At 69.7% G+C, this 17,014-nt stretch carries 14 protein-coding genes; 11 read left to right on the forward strand and 3 right to left on the reverse strand.

The features are described 5' to 3' along the window. Positions 1–45: 45 nt before the first annotated feature. Entirely contained in the window at positions 46–1,713 is a 1,668-nt protein-coding gene (locus tag E0H92_RS40215) for an extracellular solute-binding protein (RefSeq protein ID WP_131463165.1), read from the reverse strand. Between the two features lie 108 nt (positions 1,714–1,821). Between E0H92_RS40215 and E0H92_RS40220 the strand changes: the two genes are divergently transcribed. Continuing rightward, the gene (locus E0H92_RS40220) at positions 1,822–3,012 is read left to right on the forward strand and encodes an ROK family transcriptional regulator (RefSeq protein WP_131499990.1); all 1,191 of its coding nucleotides are present in this window, start codon (positions 1,822–1,824) and stop codon (positions 3,010–3,012) included. 248 nt (positions 3,013–3,260) lie between these two features. Beyond that, positions 3,261–6,047: a glycoside hydrolase family 3 protein gene (locus tag E0H92_RS40225; protein WP_131499991.1), complete on the forward strand. Its 2,787-nt coding sequence runs from the start codon at positions 3,261–3,263 to the stop codon at positions 6,045–6,047. On the opposite strand, the gene E0H92_RS40230 is transcribed toward E0H92_RS40225, so the two are convergent. After that, on the reverse strand, positions 5,990–6,748 hold the full coding sequence (locus tag E0H92_RS40230; RefSeq protein ID WP_165550247.1) for a MerR family transcriptional regulator: 759 nt from the start codon (positions 6,746–6,748) through the stop codon (positions 5,990–5,992). The genes E0H92_RS40225 and E0H92_RS40230 overlap by 58 nt on opposite strands. A 103-nt stretch (positions 6,749–6,851) precedes the next feature. Here E0H92_RS40230 and E0H92_RS40235 point away from each other — a divergent pair, with 103 nt between their 5' ends. Genes E0H92_RS40235 through E0H92_RS40245 form a run of 3 tightly spaced genes read left to right on the forward strand, consistent with a single transcriptional unit; the run spans position 6,852 to position 9,396 of the window. Next, positions 6,852–7,847: an ABC transporter ATP-binding protein gene (locus tag E0H92_RS40235; protein WP_131463161.1), complete on the forward strand. Its 996-nt coding sequence runs from the start codon at positions 6,852–6,854 to the stop codon at positions 7,845–7,847. Beyond that, positions 7,844–8,614 (forward strand): ABC-2 family transporter protein, encoded by a 771-nt coding sequence (locus E0H92_RS40240; RefSeq protein ID WP_165550248.1) that lies wholly within the window; start codon positions 7,844–7,846, stop codon positions 8,612–8,614. The genes E0H92_RS40235 and E0H92_RS40240 overlap by 4 nt, the downstream gene beginning before the upstream one ends. Continuing rightward, entirely contained in the window at positions 8,614–9,396 is a 783-nt protein-coding gene (locus tag E0H92_RS40245) for an ABC transporter permease (RefSeq protein WP_238173815.1), read from the forward strand. The genes E0H92_RS40240 and E0H92_RS40245 overlap by 1 nt, the downstream gene beginning before the upstream one ends. Here the strand turns inward: E0H92_RS40245 and yicI are convergent. Then, positions 9,391–11,445 carry an alpha-xylosidase gene (gene yicI, locus E0H92_RS40250; RefSeq protein WP_131499995.1) on the reverse strand — a complete coding sequence of 685 codons (2,055 nt, stop codon included), beginning with the start codon at positions 11,443–11,445 and terminating at the stop codon, positions 9,391–9,393. The two genes, E0H92_RS40245 and yicI, sit on opposite strands and share 6 nt — an antisense overlap. A 121-nt stretch (positions 11,446–11,566) precedes the next feature. Here yicI and E0H92_RS40255 point away from each other — a divergent pair, with 121 nt between their 5' ends. The 6 genes from E0H92_RS40255 to E0H92_RS40280 all read left to right on the forward strand — a co-directional run bounded on the left by E0H92_RS40255 (position 11,567) and on the right by E0H92_RS40280 (position 17,003). Next, the gene (locus E0H92_RS40255; protein ID WP_131293772.1) at positions 11,567–12,244 is read left to right on the forward strand and encodes a response regulator transcription factor; all 678 of its coding nucleotides are present in this window, start codon (positions 11,567–11,569) and stop codon (positions 12,242–12,244) included. 609 nt (positions 12,245–12,853) lie between these two features. Continuing rightward, positions 12,854–13,672 carry a sensor histidine kinase gene (locus E0H92_RS45850; protein WP_420843852.1) on the forward strand — a complete coding sequence of 273 codons (819 nt, stop codon included), beginning with the start codon at positions 12,854–12,856 and terminating at the stop codon, positions 13,670–13,672. Positions 13,673–13,727: 55 nt separating this feature from the next. After that, entirely contained in the window at positions 13,728–14,372 is a 645-nt protein-coding gene (locus tag E0H92_RS40265) for a LysE family translocator (protein WP_131293770.1), read from the forward strand. A 34-nt stretch (positions 14,373–14,406) separates the two neighbouring features. After that, positions 14,407–14,598, forward strand: a complete 192-nt coding sequence (locus tag E0H92_RS40270; protein ID WP_131293931.1) for a DUF1918 domain-containing protein — start codon at positions 14,407–14,409, stop codon at positions 14,596–14,598. Positions 14,599–14,725: 127 nt separating this feature from the next. Further along, positions 14,726–16,057 (forward strand): HNH endonuclease signature motif containing protein, encoded by a 1,332-nt coding sequence (locus tag E0H92_RS40275; protein ID WP_131499997.1) that lies wholly within the window; start codon positions 14,726–14,728, stop codon positions 16,055–16,057. Between the two features lie 157 nt (positions 16,058–16,214). After that, a complete protein-coding gene (locus tag E0H92_RS40280; RefSeq protein WP_131499998.1) occupies positions 16,215–17,003 on the forward strand; it encodes an SDR family oxidoreductase in 789 nt (262 codons plus the stop codon). The last annotated feature ends 11 nt before the right edge of the window (positions 17,004–17,014 follow it).

Raw genomic sequence — 17,014 nt, forward strand, 5'->3', positions numbered from 1 at the left:
CTGCCGACCCGGGCCGAACGCGGTCTGGCACCGCGCACGCGCACCCTACCGACCGTTGTCACTGAGGACCTTCGCGTAGAAATCGCGGCCTTCGTTGCCGCCGTTGTCCTGCCACTGCTTGACGGCGGTCTTCAGCTCGCTGACCGGCCGGCGACCGCGGAAGATGTCCTGCAGGGCGTCGTCGAACGGCTGGTTCAGCGCCGCCATCTTGGCCGGCTGCTCGACCCGGATCCCGTCGAACAGGTTCTTCTCACGGACCTTCGCCGCCGCGTTCTGCCAGGCGCTCATCGACTCGACGTACCCCGGGTACTCGCTCTCGGTGATGGCCGTCGGACGGCCGCCGAGGAACACATACGTCTGCGACACCTCCTTCTGCCCCAGTGCGGTCAGCTTCGGGGCGCCGGACGGCTGCTTGGTGTAGTGCTTGCCCTCGACCCCGTACGTGTACGTCTGGTACTCCTCGGTCCCGAACGGCGCCGCCGTGTAGTTCAGGACGCCGAGCAGTTCCTTCACCCGATCCTCACCGAGCCCCTTCTTCACGAACGTGAAGATCCCGGCCGGGTCACCGCCCCACGTGATCGGCGCACCGCCGTCGTGCGCGAACGGCATGACCGGCTGCGGGTTGAACTTCGGGTTGGCCGTCTGCTGCCGCTGCAACGCCTCGTGCCAGCCGCCCAGCCCGTTCTGCCGGATCACGAACTTGCCGCCCTCGAACAGTGCGTTCTCGTCCGCACCGGCGTTCGCGACCACCTCCGGATGCACGTAGCCCGACTGGAACAGCCCGCGGACGAACGCCACCGACTCCTCGAACTCCGGCGTCTCGATCTTGTTCACCAGCTTGCCGCTGGAGTCCTTGCGCCAGCCGGCCGGCGCCCCGAACATCCGGGCCATCTCGTCGGCGATCGAGCCGAACGCCCACCGGCCCGCCTTCGCGTCGGTCAGCTGCTTGCCCAGCGCCAGCACGTCGGCGGAGGTCTTCGGCGGCTCCAGGCCGACCTGCTCGAAGATGTCCTTGCGGTAGAACAGCGCCCACGGGAACCCGTCCGACGGGAACGGCACCGCCTTCAGCTGCGAGTTCCAGACGCCGTACGCCCAGGCGCGGGTCGGCAGGTTCGCCAGCATCGGGTACGCCGAGACCTTGTCGCCGGCCAGGTGCGGCGTGAGGTCCTCGAACAGCTTGTCCGCGGCCTGGCCGAACCGGGTCAGGCTGGAGATGTTCCAGCCCGGGATGCAGAGCAGTTCCGGAACGTTGCCGGCCGCAAGGATCGGTCCGAGCTTGTCGCCGTAGTCGTTGCCGTTCAGGATGTTGAACCGGATCGGCGCGCCGATCCGCTCGTTGTTCGCGTCGTAGTACGAGTTGTTGCCGAGACCGGGAGGGGCCGGGCTCCACAGCGGCGTCATCGCCGACACTTCCTTGCCGCTCGGCACCATCTTGTCCGGCACCGCGCGCTTCAGCTCGGCCGGATAGTGCGAGAAGCCCGGCGAGGCGCCGTTCTCGCCCGGCAGGTCGGGCTTGACCGACTCGTACGGGGTGTACTTCGGCAGCAGGCCGGACAGCTTGTCCTCGGTCTCGGCGCGGCCCGTCGTACTGGACCCCGAACCGCCGTTCGAGCATCCGGTCAGCGTCGCCCCGCCCGCGGCCGCCGCCGCGCCGACGCCGAGCAGGGAGATGAAGGTGCGGCGGCTGGTGCCGCCGATCACTGGTCCGGTCACGGTGCATCCCCTAGACTTAGTTGGGCTAGTAGCCAAACAAATTAACGCAGAGCCGACAGCGCGACAAGGTGTAGAACTGACCTGGAACCTCTTTCGACGGGACGGACCTTGAGCACACAGACCGCGGACCACACCGATATCCGCGCCACCAACCTGGCGGCGGTGCTGGGCCACCTGCGCCGCGAGGCGCCCTGTTCCCGGGCCGCCATCGCGGCCGGGACCGGGCTGAACAAGGCGACCGTGACGAGCATCGTCGGCGACCTGCTGGACCGCCGGCTGGTCCGCGAGACGCAGCAGACCCAGAACCACGTCGGCCGCCCGGCGACACTGCTCGTGCTCGACGGTTCGGCGTACGCGACGATCGGGCTCGAGGTCGGCGCCCGCGGCCTGACCGCGCTCGGCTGCGACGCGGCCGGTGAGCAGATCCTGCGCTGGCATCGCGCCGGCCCGCGCGTCGACGCCGGCCCGGCGAAGACGATCGCCGCCGTGGTCGCGCTGGCCCGCCGGGCGATCACCACGGTCCAGTCCTCCGGCCGGCAGGTCCTCGGCATCACCGTCGGCGTCCCCGGCCTGGTCAATCGCGACGGCGCCGTCGTCCTCGCGGCCGGCCTCGGCTGGAGCGACGTGCCACTGCGGGCCGAGCTCGCGGCGGCGCTCGGACGGCCCGACATCCCGGTGACGGTCGACAACGACGCGTCCCTCGGCGTGCTGGCCGAGCATCTCTACGGGCAGTACGCCGGTACGCCGAACCTCATCCAGCTCACCGGGGACACCGGGGTCGGCGCGGGCATCATCGCCGACGGCCGGCCGCTCGCCGGACATCTCGGGTACGTCGGCGAGATCGGGCACCTGCGCCTGGTTCCGGACGGACCGGCGTGTGGGTGCGGACGGCGCGGCTGTCTCGAGGCGCTCGCGAGTCTGCCGGCGATCCTGGAGCAGGTCGACGGCAGCATCGACGACGACCCACAGCACCAGCTCGAGACGCTGATCCGGCGTGCCGACGCCCAGGACCCCGCCGTCACGAAGGTGCTGACCGAGGCCGGGACCCACCTCGGCCACGGCATCGCGGCGCTGGTCAACATCCTCAATCCCGAGGTCGTGCTGCTCGGCGGGGCCTACGCCCTGCTCGCCTGCCACCTCTCCCCCGCCATCGACAAGGCACTCCGCGAAGCCACCATCGCCCCCGACGCCGGCGGCTGCACCATCGCCGCCTCCGCCTTCCCCCACACCGCCACCCCCCTCGGCGCCACCGCCCACGCCCTGACCCCCCTGAACCAAGGCCGCCTCCCAACCCGCTGACCACGCCTGCACCCCCGCACCGCACCGCCCACACCCGCACCGCACCGCCCACACCCGCGCCGCACCGCCCCGCCCCGCCCGCGCCGCCCCGCGGAAAGCGCACGCCTTTCTCCCGCCGCCCAGGTCTTGACCATGCGCGTCCGGGATGCAACCCTCTGTTCACGCCCGTCTGTCGAAGCGCTTCGACCAGCTTCCGCCGCCCGGTTGAATCGAAGCGCTTCGACACCAGCCCGTGGAGTCGACCGCCGATGAGTACTCCAGCTCCTCCTCCCCCGTTCCGCGACCCGGCCCGGCCGCTCGACGCGCGGATCGACGACCTGCTCGCCCGGCTCACCCCCGACGAGAAGGTCGCGTTCCTGCACCAGTACCAGCCGCCCGTCGCCCGGCTCGGCCTGGAGACGTTCCGCACCGGCACCGAGGCCCTGCACGGTGTCGCCTGGCACGGTCCGGCGACCGTGTTCCCGCAGGCGATCGGCCTGGCCGCGAGCTGGAGCCCCGACCTCGTGCGCGCGGTCGGCGCGGCGGTCGGGGACGAGGTCCGCGTGTTCCACCAGAAGGACCCGGCCGGCGTCGGCCTGAACGTCTGGGCGCCGGTCGTCAACCCGTTGCGCGATCCGCGCTGGGGCCGCAACGAGGAGGGGTACGCCGAGGATCCCTGGCTGACCGGGGTGATCGCGACCGCGTACGGGCATGGTCTGGCGGGCGACCACCCGACGTACCTGAAGACCGCTCCGACGCTGAAGCATTTCCTTGCCTACAACAACGAGACCGATCGGTGCACAACCTCGAGCAACCTGCCGCCCCGGGTCCTGCACGACTACGAGCTGCCCGCGTTCCGCGTTCCGATCGAAGCGGGCGCGGCGGTCGCGGTGATGCCGTCGTACAACCTGGTGAACGGACGGCCCGCCCACCTCAGCCCGCTGATCAACGACGTACTGCGCCCGTGGACGACCGACGAGCTGCTGGTCGTCAGCGACGCGTACGCGCCGGCGAACCTGTTCGGTCTGCAGCAGTACCTGCCCGACGGACCGACCGCGTACGCCGCCGCGCTGAAGGCGGGCGTGGACAGCTTCACCCAGGACGGCACCGACGCCACCGCCACCATCGAACGGCTGACGACGGCCCTCGACCGCGGGCTGATCACGGCCGCGGACCTCGACACCGCCGTACGGCGAGCACTCGCGATCCGGTTCCGCCTGGGCGAGTTCGACGACCTCGACCCGTACGCGGCGCTCGAACCCGAGCTGGTCAACTGCCCCGCCCATCGCCGGCTCGCCCAGGAGGCGGCCCGGCAGGCGATCGTGCTGCTCAAGCACGATGAGCAGGTCCTCCCCCTCGACACATCGACCCGTGTCGCCGTGGTCGGCCCCCTCGCGGGCACGCTCACGGAGGACTGGTACGCCGGGACTTTGCCCTATCAGGTGACCGCGCTGGACGGCCTCCGGGAACGGCTCGGCCAGGTCGAGTACTGCGAGGGCGTCGATCGGATCACGCTCCGGATCGCGGGCTCGTCGTCGTACCTGCGCGTCGGCGCCGACGCCGTACTGCGGACGGGTACGGACGCCGGCGAGTTCGATCTCTTCGACTGGGGTGGTGACGCGTGGGCGTTGCGATCGGTGCGGAACGGCCAGCACCTGACCGCCACGGACGACGGTGAGCTGGTTGCGGACCAGCCCGGCCCGAACGGCTGGGAGGTCAAGCAGACCTTCCGGCTCGTGCAGTCGTCGAACACCGTCCTGATCCAGCATCTGCACAGCGGCCGGTACCTCCAGGTCGACTCGGACGGCGCCGTCGGCCTCGCAGATGACGGGACCGCCTTCGAGCTCGACGTGGTGATCGACGGCGCGGCGACGGCCGCCGAGCTGGCCGCCCGCGCCGACGTCGCGATCGTTGTCGCGGGCAACCACCCGCTGGTGAACGGTCGCGAGACCGAGGACCGGGAGACGCTGGACCTGCCGCCGGCTCAGGACCGGCTGATCCGGCAGGTGCACGCGGCGAACCCGCGGACGGTGCTGGTGCTGAGCAGCAGCTACCCGTACGCGATCGGCTGGGCGCAGCAGCACCTGCCCGCGATCCTGTGGTCCGCGCACGGCGGGCAGGAGTACGGTCACGCGCTCGCCGACGTACTGCTCGGCGACCACGACCCCGCGGGCCGGCTGACGCAGACCTGGTACCACTCGGCCGCGGATCTGCCCGGTCTGCTCGACTACGACATCATCGCGACGGACGCGACGTACCTGTACTACCGGGGCACACCGCTCTACCCCTTCGGCCACGGCCTCAGCTACACCACCTTCGCGTACGGCGACCTGCGGCTGAGCACACCGTCGACGCCGGCGGACGGCGAGGTCCGCGTCACGTTCACCGTCACGAACACCGGCGATCGCCCCGGGACCGAGCTCGCTCAGCTGTACACGCGGCAGCAGCGCTCGCGGGTCAAGCAACCGCTCCGTCAGCTGCGCGCCTTCCGGCGGGTCACCCTGGAACCGAGCGAGACCGTCGAGGTCGAGCTGACCGTCACCGCGGCTGACCTCGGCTTCTGGGACGTAACCCGAGATCGGCGCTGCGTCGAGACGGCACGCCACAGCATCATGGTCGGCCGGTCCAGCACCGACCTCCGCCTGACCGCGACCCTCGACGTGCGCGGCGACCAGATCCCACCGCGAACCCTCACCCACCTCGCCGCCACCAGCTTCGACGACTACTGCGCGATGACCATGACAACCGCCACCCGCGACCGCGGCGACGCGGTCATCTCACTGGAACCCGAAGCCTGGCTGGCTTTCGACGACATCGACCTCGAGCCAACGCATTACCAGGCCCGAGCCGCCAACCGCAGTAATCGACCTGCGACCATCACTCTCCGCCTGGACGACCCGCTCCACGGCGAGCTGCTCAGCACCCTGCAGGTCCCACCGACGGAGGAGCTCGTCGAGATCGTCGGCAAGCTCGCCCCGGTGACCGGCGTACACACGCTCTACGCGGTGTTCTCGGCAGCCGACGTCGTACTGGAAGAGCTCCGCCAGTCCAGGTAGGCGACCAGGGCCGCGTCCGCGCGGAGCCGCGCGAGGCTGCGGTCGTGCAGTTCGGCGTCGCGCCGGTTGAGCTCGGCGCCGACTCGTTCGGGGCGGCCGTCCGGCGAGGAGTGCATCTCGTCGATCGCCGCGCGGATGATCGTCATCGAGAAGTTCCCTTCGCGCAACAGCCGCACGAGATGGGCATCGCGCGCGGCGGCGACGTCGTACCTGCGGTAGCCGGTAGCTCGTTCGCGGACCGGGCGGACGAGTCCGGAGCGTTCCCAGAAACGCAGCGCCGACGTACGAACACCCAGCAGGTTCGCCAGTTGGCCGATCCGCAGCGGGGCGTCCTGGCGGGCGATCTGGGCGAGTGCGGCCGCCATCCGCGGATCGGCGTCGAGGGGATGGGTGACGACGACCTCGAAAGCCCGCAGGGCCTGCTGGATCCGTTCCCGTTCCTGGTCCAGCGCGGCATGGGCATGATCGACGCTCGCCACCGCGGTCTGCAGATCGTCGCGGTGCACCGCCCCCAGGATCGTCACGGCGGCGTCCCAGCCGTAGGCGCGAACGAGCACCCGCGCCGCCGTCAGCGCCTGCCGGTGCGACTCGTCGAACTCCCGGTACCCGGCGGCGGTCCGGCTGGCCAGCGGCAGCAGTCCGGCCTGCTCGTAGTTGCGCACCTGCTGGACCGAGATCCCGGCCTCCCGGGCAAGCGTCACCCCTCGCACAGTCCTTGATGCACCATTTGAGGGTTTCGCCACGTGTACTCCAACTGGTTCTGCGGCAAACAGCCAAGCCATAGTTCAACGATAAACTTTAAGCATGAATGCCGTGGAAGTGGAAGAACTGTCGATGACCTATCGCGTCCCGGTGCGCGACGGCGGCCTCGTCGCGGCCGCCCGCGCGCTGGTCCGGCGGCAGTATCGCGCTGTCGAAGCGGTCCGCGCCCTCAGCTTCGGGATCCCGGCCGGACAGGTCGTCGGATTCCTCGGCCGGAACGGGGCCGGCAAGACGACCACGCTGAAGATCCTCGCCGGGATCCTGCACCCGACCAGCGGCCGGGTCCGGGTGCTCGACCAGGTCCCGTGGCGACGGCACAACCAGTACCTCCGCGAGATCGCCCTGATCCGGGGAAGTCAGCCGATCGGCGACGCACCCGAGCTCACCGTGCTGGACTCGTTCCACTACCAGCAGGTCCTCTACGACATCTCCGACGGCGAGTTCAGACGCAACCTGGCCGAGCTCAGCGAACTCCTGGACCTGGACAGCATCCTGCAGCGACAGGTCCGCGCCTTGAGCCTCGGCGAGCGCATGCGGGCCGGCCTCGCGCTCGCGTTGGTCTACCGCCCGAAGGTGCTCTTCCTCGACGAGCCCACCATCGGGCTCGATGTCTCGGCGGCGAAGACGATCAGAACCTTCGTCGCCGAGTACTCCGCCCGGACCGGAGCGACCGTGCTGCTGACGAGTCACACGATGGCCGACGTCGAATCCCTGTGTCCGCGGCTGATCCTCGTCGACGACGGCGCGATCGCCTTCGACGGACGTCGCGACGAACTCGGCGCACTGTTCGCCCCGACCAAACTGATCCGGGTCACCGTGATCGACGACGATCCGGACCTGTCGCCGTACGGCGAGGTTCTGCAGCGTGACGGGAACCAGTGGCTGCTGCGGGTCGCCCGCGACGTCGTACCGGCCACGACCGCCCGGCTGCTGGACCGATTCGCGGTCGCGGACCTGTCGGTCGAGGAACCGTCGCTCGAGAACGTGATGGATCAGGCGTACCGCAGTCTGCGGCAGACGAAGGACCTCGCGTCGTGAGCCGCATCCTGCGACTCGTCCGGCTGGAGATCTGGCGCCAGGTCATCGGGTGGTCGGGCGCCTGGTGGTTCATCGTCACCCTGGTGCTCGGGCAGGCCGTCGCCCCGCTGCTCGGGCTCTTCGTCTGGCGACAGGTCCCGGGAGCAGGTCCTCAGGTCGGCAGCTACTACCTCGCCGTCATCGGTGTGGCCCTGCTGACCGCGTCGTTCGAGAACCACACCTTCGCGCACGCGATCTACAACGGCGGCATCGCCGCGGCGCTCCTGCGGCCGCAGCCCGCTGTGATCGGGCCGTTGGGTGAGAACCTGGCGATCCGCCTCTGGATGTTCGTTCTCGGGATCCCCTTGCTCGCCGTGGTCGGGTTCGCGGCCGGCGTGAGCTTCACACTTCTTGCGGTACTGACCGCCGTACCGGCACTCGTGCTGGCCGCGGTCCTGCACTTCCTGTTCGTGTGGTCGCTGGCGATGGCGGCGTTCTGGACCGAGCGAGTTCACGCGGTGGTTGCCTTCGGCACCGTCTTGGTCTTCCTGCTCGGCGGTTCCGCCGCACCGAACGCGCTCCTCCCCGATCCGCTGCGGACGATCGCCCAGGTCCTTCCGTTTCGCTCCATGCTCGGTTTTCCGGCCGAGCTGGCGACCGGCACCCTGTCATCCGCCGACGCGGCGGCGGGGTACGCGGTCGCGGTGCTGTGGACGGTGGTCCTGGCCGGTTGTGCCGTCGGAGCCTGGCGTCTCGGCATCCGCCGCTACAGCACCGTGGGGGCGTGATGAGAGTCGCCCGGCTGTTCGGTACGGCGTTCTCGCTATCGCTGCGACGTGCCTTGGCCTACCGGACGAACCTGTTCTTCGATGCGGTCCTGGCCTTCGTCGACCTGACCGCGTCGGTCGCCACGATCGGCCTCGTCTTCACGCAGACAGGACTGCTCGCCGGCTGGACCGCCGGGCAGATGCTCGCCCTCACCGGCACCTACGCGCTCATCACCGGTCTCCGGGCGGCGTTCCTGGACCCGAGCCTCGCGGACTTCGCCCAGCAGATCCGCGACGGCCGCCTCGACGCGTACCTGCTCCGGCCGGCGAACAGCGTCGTACTCGCGACCTGCACCCGGCACGCGCCGCTCGCCCTCGTGCAGAGCTTGCTCGGCGTCGGCGTGATCATCGTCGGACTGCGCGAACTGGGCCGGGTTCCGTCGCCTGCCGCGGTGACCGGATGGGCGTTGCTCACCCTGATCGGACTGCTGATCGGCTGGGCCACGTCGGTCGGCCTCGCGGCGCTGGCGTTCTGGGCACCCCGGCTCAGCCTCGGCGTCTTGCACGGCGCCGCCTGGCAGACCGGACGCTATCCCGTCGACATCTACGGACGGTGGCTCCGACGACTCCTGACGTTCGCGTTCCCGGTCGCCGCCATCACGACCTGGCCCGCCCAGAGCCTCACCCGAGGACCTGACCCCGGCGTCCTGCTCACGGCGATCCTGCTCGGAGGTGTCTTCACGGCCGCGACCCTGCTCCTGTGGCGGCTGGGAGTACGGCGGTACACCGGCGCCACCTCATAACTCGTCGCGGAGCTCCAGCTCGATGACGGCCGGGTCTGCCAGCTCGATCACCGCTCCCTCGCGGACATACAACGGCAAGGTCTCGAAGCCGTGGGTCTCCTCCACCCAGGCCGGCCCGGTCGCCACCTCACCGGTCAGCAGCGACGTCCACCGCCCGCGCGGCAAGTAGAACGAGACCGTGCCGTCGAAGCTCATCACCGGAGCGACGAGGAGGTCCGGGCCGAGCATGTACTGGCGGTCCAGGTAGGCGGCCGCGGGATCGTCCGGGAACTCCAGGACCATCGGGCGCATCATCGGCACGCCGTCACGATGTGCCTCTTCGGCGGTCGCGACCAGGTACGGCATCAGCGACAGCTTCAGCTTGGTGAACTTCCGCAGTACGTCGACCGCCTCCTCGTCGAACGCCCATGGCACGCGGTACGACGACGAGCCGTGCAGCCGGGAATGCGACGAGAGGAGCCCGAACGCCACCCACCGCTTGAAGATCGCGGGGTCCGGCGTGCCCTCGAACCCGCCGATGTCGTGACTCCAGTAGCCGAACCCGGACGACGCCAGCGACAACCCACCGCGCAGCGACTCCGCCATCGCCTCGAACGTCGACTCGCAGTCGCCGCCCCAGTGCACGGGGAACTGCTGACCACCGGCCGTCGCGGAGCGGGCGAACAACACCGCCTCACCGACACCCCGGTTCTCCTCCAGCAGCCCGAAGACAGCCGCGTTGTAGAGCTGCGCGTAGTAGTTGTGCATCCGCTCCGGGTCGGAACCGTCGTACCAGGCGACATCGGTCGGGATGCGTTCGCCGAAGTCGGTCTTGAAGCAGTCGACGCCGATGTCGATCAGGGCCTGCAGCTTCGAGCGGAACCAGGCGGTCGCGTCCGGGTTGGTGAAGTCGACGATCGCCATCCCGGCCTGCCACAGGTCCCATTGCCAGACCGAGCCGTCCGGGCGCTTCAGCAGGTACCCGAGCCGGCGGCCCTCCTCGAACAGCACCGAGCGCTGCGCGATGTACGGGTTGATCCACAGACTGACCCGCAGACCGCGCTCCTTGAGGCGGCGGACCATCCCGGCCGGGTCCGGGAACGCCACGGGGTCCCAGATGAAGTCGCACCAGTTGAACTGACGCATCCAGAAGCAGTCGAAGTGGAAGACGCTCAGCGGCAGGTCCCGCGCCGCCATCCCGTCGACGAACGCGCTCGTCGTCTCCTCGGTGTAGTCCGTGGTGAACGAGGTCGACAGCCACAGCCCCATCGACCAGGCCGGGACGCGGGCGGGTCGTCCGGTGAGGGCGGTGTAGCGGCGCAGCACGTCCTTCGGTGTCGGGCCCGCGAACACGTAGTACGCGAGCTCTTCGCCTTCGACGCTGAACTGGTTGCGGGACGTGACCTCCGAGCCGACCTCGAACGACACGTGGGCAGGGCTGTCGACAAGGACGCCGTACCCCTTGCTGCTCAGGTAGAAGGGGACGTTCTTGTAGGCCTGCTCGCTCGACGTACCGCCGTCGGCGTTCCAGCTGTCGACCACCTGACCGTTCTTCACGAACGCGCCGAACCGCTCGCCGAGCCCGTAGATCGTCTCGCCGACCCCGAGCGCCAGCTGTTCATGGACGTACCGCTTGCCGTCAGCGTCGGTGATCAGGCCGACGCTGCGCTCCCCCGAGTTCGTCAGCGGCTTCCCGTCCTGCTCGAAGCGCACGTCCCACGGTCCTTCGAGCGCGATCACCACGCTCAGCTCACCGGACGTCAGCCGTGCCTCGGTCGCGCCGACCTCGACCTTCACCGGATGTTCGTCGTCGGTCGTCAGCCGGTACGACGGGCGCGCGGGCAACCCGCCGGTATGGCGGGCGATCCGGACGCCGATCACGCCGCGGGCCGGCGAGGAGAACGTCACCGTGAACATCGCCTGGTTGAGCGTGTCTCCGCGGCGCTCGATCCGCCTGGTCGGCGCGAACACGGTGAGCTCCCGCTCCCCCGCCGCCACACTCTCGACCTCGGCCGGCCGCAACCGCGTCAGCCCCGCCCGCAGCTGCCAGTACCCATCGGTGAACTTCATCGCGGAGCCTCTCTCGGCGGGTTCGTCGAAGCGCTTCGACAACCGTAGGTACGGCGACTTCACGGCGTCAAGTTGTGGCCCTCTCAGCGGACTCTCAGCGGTTTGCGGTGACACTGTGACCATGCGAGTGCTGATGGTCGAGGACGAACTGCGGCTGGCCGACACGGTGCACCGTGGGCTGACGGACGCCGGTTTCGTGGTGGAGCTGGTGCACGACGGCGAGAACGCGGTGTGGGCCGCGACCGAGCACAACTACGACGTGATCGTGCTGGACATCATGCTTCCGAAGCTGAACGGGTACCGCGTGCTCGAACTGCTCCGGGCGCGCGGGATCTGGACTCCGGTGCTGATGCTGACCGCGAAGGACGGCGAGTACGACCAGACCGACGCGTTCGACCTCGGCGCGGACGACTACCTGACCAAGCCGTTCAGCTTCCTGGTCCTGGTCGCCCGGCTGCGGGCGCTGATCCGGCGCGGCGGCCCGGAGCGCCCGGTGGTGCTGACGGCCGGCGACCTGACGCTCGACGTGGCCCGGCGGCGGGTGGAGCGCAACGGGCGGGAGATCACCCTGACGCCCCGCGAGTACGGGCTGCTGGAGTTCCTGATGCGGCACCGCGGGGACACCGTCAGCAAGACCGAGATCCTGGCCGGGGTCTGGGATCCGGCGTTCGACGGCGACCCGAACGTCGTCGAGGTGTACGTGCGCTACCTGCGCAAGAAGATCGACACCCCGTTCGCCCGGCACGCGATCGAGACGATCCGCGGGATGGGCTACCGCATGAACCCCGAAGGCGGCTGAGCCAGACTAGGGTGCGTGACCACGGTGGTGCGACGTCGCAAGGACGGGTGGTACCGGACCGCCGGCGGTCTGCGGCAGGCCAGTGTACGGAGCCGCTCGACCGCGGCCGCGGTGATCGTGGTCGCTGTCGCGATGATGCTCGGCGCGGCCGCGCTGCTGCTGCTCCTGCAGCGCGCTCTGATCACGGAGGTCTCCGACGCCGCCGACGGTCGCGTCGGTGACATCGCCCGGCAGGTCAGCGCGAGGGGTACGGCGGGACTCGCAACCGACCTCGGCGAGACGACGCGTCCGGGTCAGCTGATCCAGGTTCTCGACCCGTCCGGCCGGGTCGTCGCGGCCTCGTCGACGCGGGTCGACACCACCCCGCTCACCGACCTGCGGCCGCCGGCCGACGCGCTGCTGCGATCCCAGGTCGGTGAGATGCCGCTGATCGACGACGACCACTCGTTCCTGATCGTCGCGCAGGGAGCGGCGTACGACGGCCGCACGTACACCGTGGTGGTCGCGTCGTCGGTGGAGACCCAGCGGCAGACGGTCGTCACCGTGGCGAAGTACCTGGCGATCGGGTTCCCGGCGTTGCTGATCGTCGTCGGTGTCGCCGGGTGGCTGATGGTCGGGCAGGCGCTGCGGCCGGTGGAACGGATCCGTGGCCGGGTGCAGCGCATCGGCACCCGGGACCTCACCGAGCGGGTCCCGGTGCCGCAGACCCGGGACGAGATCGCGCGGCTCGCGGTCACGATGAACGAGATGCTCGATCGGCTGGAGACCGGCCAGGCGACCCAGCGGGCGTTTGTGGCGGACGCCAGCCACGAGTTGCGTTCGCCGTTGGCCACGCTGACGGCGGCGCTGGAAGTCATCGAGGCCGACACCACCGGTCAGGCGTGGCACGAGCTGCGTCAGGTGATGGAGACCGAGACCGACCGGATGCGGCAACTGGTCGAGGATCTCCTCCTGCTCGCGAAGGCCGACGACACCGGGATCCGGATGCGGAAGGTCGACGTGGATCTCGACGACCTGGTCGCGGCCGAGATCCAGCGGCTGCGGAGTTCGGCGCCTGATCTGACCGTGACCGGCGATGTGCATCCGGTCCGCGTCGTCGGCGATCCGGCCCGGTTGAGCCAGGTACTGCGGAACCTCGTCGACAACGCCGCCCGCGCCGCCCACAGCGCGGTCCACCTGACCACGGCCGAGCAGAACGGGTCCGCGATCATCACGGTGTCCGACGACGGCGACGGGATCCCCGAACAGGACCGGCAACGCGTCTTCGAACGCTTCGTCCGCCTGGACACCAGCCGCTCCCGCGCCAGCGGCGGCTCCGGCCTGGGCTTGTCCATCGCCCGCGAAATCACCCGCGCCCACAACGGCACCGTCACCCTGGCGCCCTCTCCCACCGGCGGCATCACAGCCACCGTCACCCTCCCGACCTGACCACGGACCGAAGTCCCGGACGACCCGGCGGCACCTGTGGGTCAGGATGGAACGCATGGACGTATCGGTGGTGCTCGGGTTCCTAGTGGCGGTCTTCCTGGTCAGCATCGTGCCGGGACCGGACATGCTGTTCATCGTCGCGAACGCCGCGGCCGGTGGACGACGTACCGGGGTCGTCGCGGCGGCAGGGATGTCGACGGGGCTGGCGGTGCACAGCGTTGCGGCGGCGCTCGGGCTGGGGGCGTTGATCCAGGCGGCGCCGCAGGTTCTGAACGGCGTACGGATCGCGGGTGCGGCGTTCCTGCTCTATCTGGCTTATCTGACCTGGCGTGCTAGCCGGGAGGAGTTCGGGGCGCCCGAGGACGCACCGGTGTTGCCCCGGCGGACACTGCGCCGGACGTACGTGATGGCGACGCTCACCAACCTGGCGAATCCGAAGGTGATCCTGTTCTACCTGGCGTTCGTTCCGCAGTTCATCACGACCGGGAGCGGCAGCTGGCCGGTGACGCTCCAGTTCCTCGTCCTCGGCGCGGTGTTCATCCTGGTCGGCTTCCCGGTGGACGCGAGTGCGGCACTGCTGGCCGGCACGCTGACCGAGAAGTTCTTCCGCGCCGGGAGCAGGCTCCGCCGCCGGCTCGAGCGGGTCACCGCGGCGATCTTCGCGGGACTCGCCGCCCGGCTCGCCATCGACATCCACTGAGGAGTGGACCAAGCTGGGTGTGGAGGTGGGTGTGGTGAAAGCTGCAGCAGGAGACCACGTCGTGGTGGAGAGTAGCCACCTGTCGGCACACCGGCGCGAAGGACAGATCGTCGAGGTACACGATCCGAACGGCGCACCGCCGTACCTCGTGCACTGGACCGACACCGACACCGAGTCGCTGTTCTTCCCGGGCCCGGACGCCCACATCGTGCACGCGGACAGCTAGGAGGCTTGCTCGCGGCAGCTGTACTACCTGTGGACAAGTTGACAGGAAGTTGCCAATCGCTGGATCCCTTGCAGATAAGGGCTTTCTGGCTCGAAAACTGTCTGTGGGTGTGTCTAGGGTCTTGGGTATGGCGATCTTGGACGAGCGACCCGTGTGGTCGATGAGTGGCGGCGAGAAGCTGTCGGCTCTCGACGCGGCGCACGCCGAGATCGCCCGTCTCCAGGTGCGCTGCCTGCACCTGTCGGCCGGGCTGGACGCCGACGGCTACGCCCAGGAGATCGGCGCCCGCGACACGGTGCAGCTGCTCTCGGTCCGTTACCGGCTGGATCCCGACGACGTTCGCCGAGACCTCCGCCTGGCGCGTGCCCTGCACAAATACCCGACCGTCACCGCGGCCCTGGGCACCGGCCACCCAGCCAACCCAGCCAACCCAGCCGACCCAGCCGACCCTGCCGATGCTGCCCAGTTGAATGTGGGACAGGCAGGGGCGATCGTGTCCGCGCTCGAGAAGGTACCGACGTCGGCCAGGGTGGCGGTCGAGGACCTACGAGTCGCCGAGGAAGCCATGGTCGAGGCAGCCCACCTGCTCCCACCGGCCGACCTGCGCAAGCTCGGCAAGGAGATGCGTGAACGGCTCGACACCGACGGCCCCGAACCCCGCGACACCGACGACACGTCGTCTCGCGAGGCACTGTGGATCAAGCCCGCCGATCGCGGCGTCAGTTTCGGCGGCTACCTCGCCGACGAGAACGCCGAACTCTTCCAGACCCTGATCTTCGCCGGCGCCAAACCGCACAAGACTCCCGACGGCGAGCGCGACCCGCGTCCGCGCAGCAAGCGACAGGCCGACGCCCTCACCGCGATCCTCACCACAGCAGCCGGCACCGGATCCGCCGTGCCCGGCCACGGCGACATCAAACCGCACATCACCGTCACCATCGACCTCCAAGACCTCAAAACCGCCACCAACACCCACAACCCCGACACCCCCGGCCAAGGCGACCTAGGCCGGGGGGATCTGGGCCGGAGGGATCTGGGCCGGGGGGATCTGGGCCGGGGCGAGCTGGTGCACGGCGACACGCTCTCCGCCGCGGCCGTCCGGCGACTCGCCTGCGACGCCGGCATCATCCCCCTGGTCCTCGGCTCCAACTCCGAACCCCTCGACGTCGGGACCGAACACCGCTTCGTCACCCGCGCCATCCGCCAAGCCCTCAACGCCCGCGACAAAGGCTGCATCGCCTGCGGCGCACCACCCGCCATCTCCGAGGCCCACCACATCACCCACTGGGCCGACGGCGGCCCCACCTCCCTCGACAACCTCGCGCTCCTCTGCAAACGCGACCACATCAACGTCCACCAAGGCCGACTCACCATCACCTTCACCAACGGCCACCCCACCGTGACCCGCCCCACCTGGTCCGACCCCGACCCACCACCTTTGCTCGGCAACACAGCCTAGAAACCTACGCCGAGAGCCGGACCGCCCAGCTCACACCTGGGAGGCCCGGCCCCCTGCCACGCCCACAGCCGGTGTACGCACACCACCCGACCCCTCTTTGCCCGGCCCGTTGACAATCTGGTTGCCGGTCGGCGGGCCGTCCAGCAGGATCGCTCGCATGACCGAGACAGCAGCCCAGACAGCGGCCCAAACAGCAGTTCGCCCAGTCGTGCTCGTGACCGGGGTCGGGCGCACCGTTGGCCTCGGTGCAGGTATCGCCCGGCGGCTGGCCGCGTCCGGGTGGGACATCGCCTTCAGCTACTGGACGGCGTACGACGATCGCATGCGCTGGGGCGTGCAGTCCGGGGCCACCGACGAGATCGTCAGGGAGCTCCGCGGCCTCGGCGCGGAGGTGGCGCCGATCGAGGCCGACCTCGTCGACCCGTCCGCCCCGGGGCGGATCTTCGCCGCCGCCGAGGAGCAGCTGGGGAAGGTCGCGGCACTGGTGATGTGTCACTGCGAATCGGTCGACTCCAGCATCCTCGACACGACCATCGAGAGCTTCGACCGGCACTTCGCCGTCAACGCCCGTGCGACCTGGCTGCTGATCCGCGAGTACGCCCAACGCTTCACCGGAAACCACGGCACCGGCCGGATCGTCGCGCTGACGAGCGACCACACCGTCCACAACCTCCCGTACGGGGCCAGCAAAGGAGCGCTCGACCGCATCACCCTCGCCGCAGCGCACGAACTGTCCGACCTGGGCATCACCGCGAACGTCATCAACCCCGGGCCGATCGACACCGGCTGGATGACCGACGAGATCCGCGACGCCTGCCTTCAGCAAACCCCACTCGGCCGCCTGGGCACGCCGCAGGACACCGGCGACCTGGTCGCCTTCCTCTGCTCACCCCAGGGTCAGTGGATCAACGCCCAACTCCTGAAGAGCAACGGCGGCTCGGCCTAGGGGGTGTCTGA

Source organism: Kribbella speibonae, from assembly GCF_004331375.1.
Classification (GTDB): domain Bacteria; phylum Actinomycetota; class Actinomycetes; order Propionibacteriales; family Kribbellaceae; genus Kribbella; species Kribbella sindirgiensis.

Excerpts from the sequence above, each read along its gene's own strand:
- E0H92_RS40265 (WP_131293770.1), top strand. The coding sequence starts at position 13,728 with ATGGACGTATCGGTGGTGCTCGGGTTCCTAGTGGCGGTCTTCCTGGTC.
- E0H92_RS40225 (WP_131499991.1), top strand. The coding sequence starts at position 3,261 with ATGAGTACTCCAGCTCCTCCTCCCCCGTTCCGCGACCCGGCCCGGCCG.
- E0H92_RS40235 (WP_131463161.1), top strand. The coding sequence starts at position 6,852 with ATGAATGCCGTGGAAGTGGAAGAACTGTCGATGACCTATCGCGTCCCG.
- E0H92_RS40280 (WP_131499998.1), top strand. The coding sequence starts at position 16,215 with ATGACCGAGACAGCAGCCCAGACAGCGGCCCAAACAGCAGTTCGCCCA.
- E0H92_RS40245 (WP_238173815.1), top strand. The coding sequence starts at position 8,614 with ATGAGAGTCGCCCGGCTGTTCGGTACGGCGTTCTCGCTATCGCTGCGA.
- E0H92_RS40275 (WP_131499997.1), top strand. The coding sequence starts at position 14,726 with ATGGCGATCTTGGACGAGCGACCCGTGTGGTCGATGAGTGGCGGCGAG.
- yicI (WP_131499995.1), bottom strand. The coding sequence starts at position 11,445 with ATGAAGTTCACCGATGGGTACTGGCAGCTGCGGGCGGGGCTGACGCGG.
- E0H92_RS40255 (WP_131293772.1), top strand. The coding sequence starts at position 11,567 with ATGCGAGTGCTGATGGTCGAGGACGAACTGCGGCTGGCCGACACGGTG.
- E0H92_RS45850 (WP_420843852.1), top strand. The coding sequence starts at position 12,854 with ATGGTCGGGCAGGCGCTGCGGCCGGTGGAACGGATCCGTGGCCGGGTG.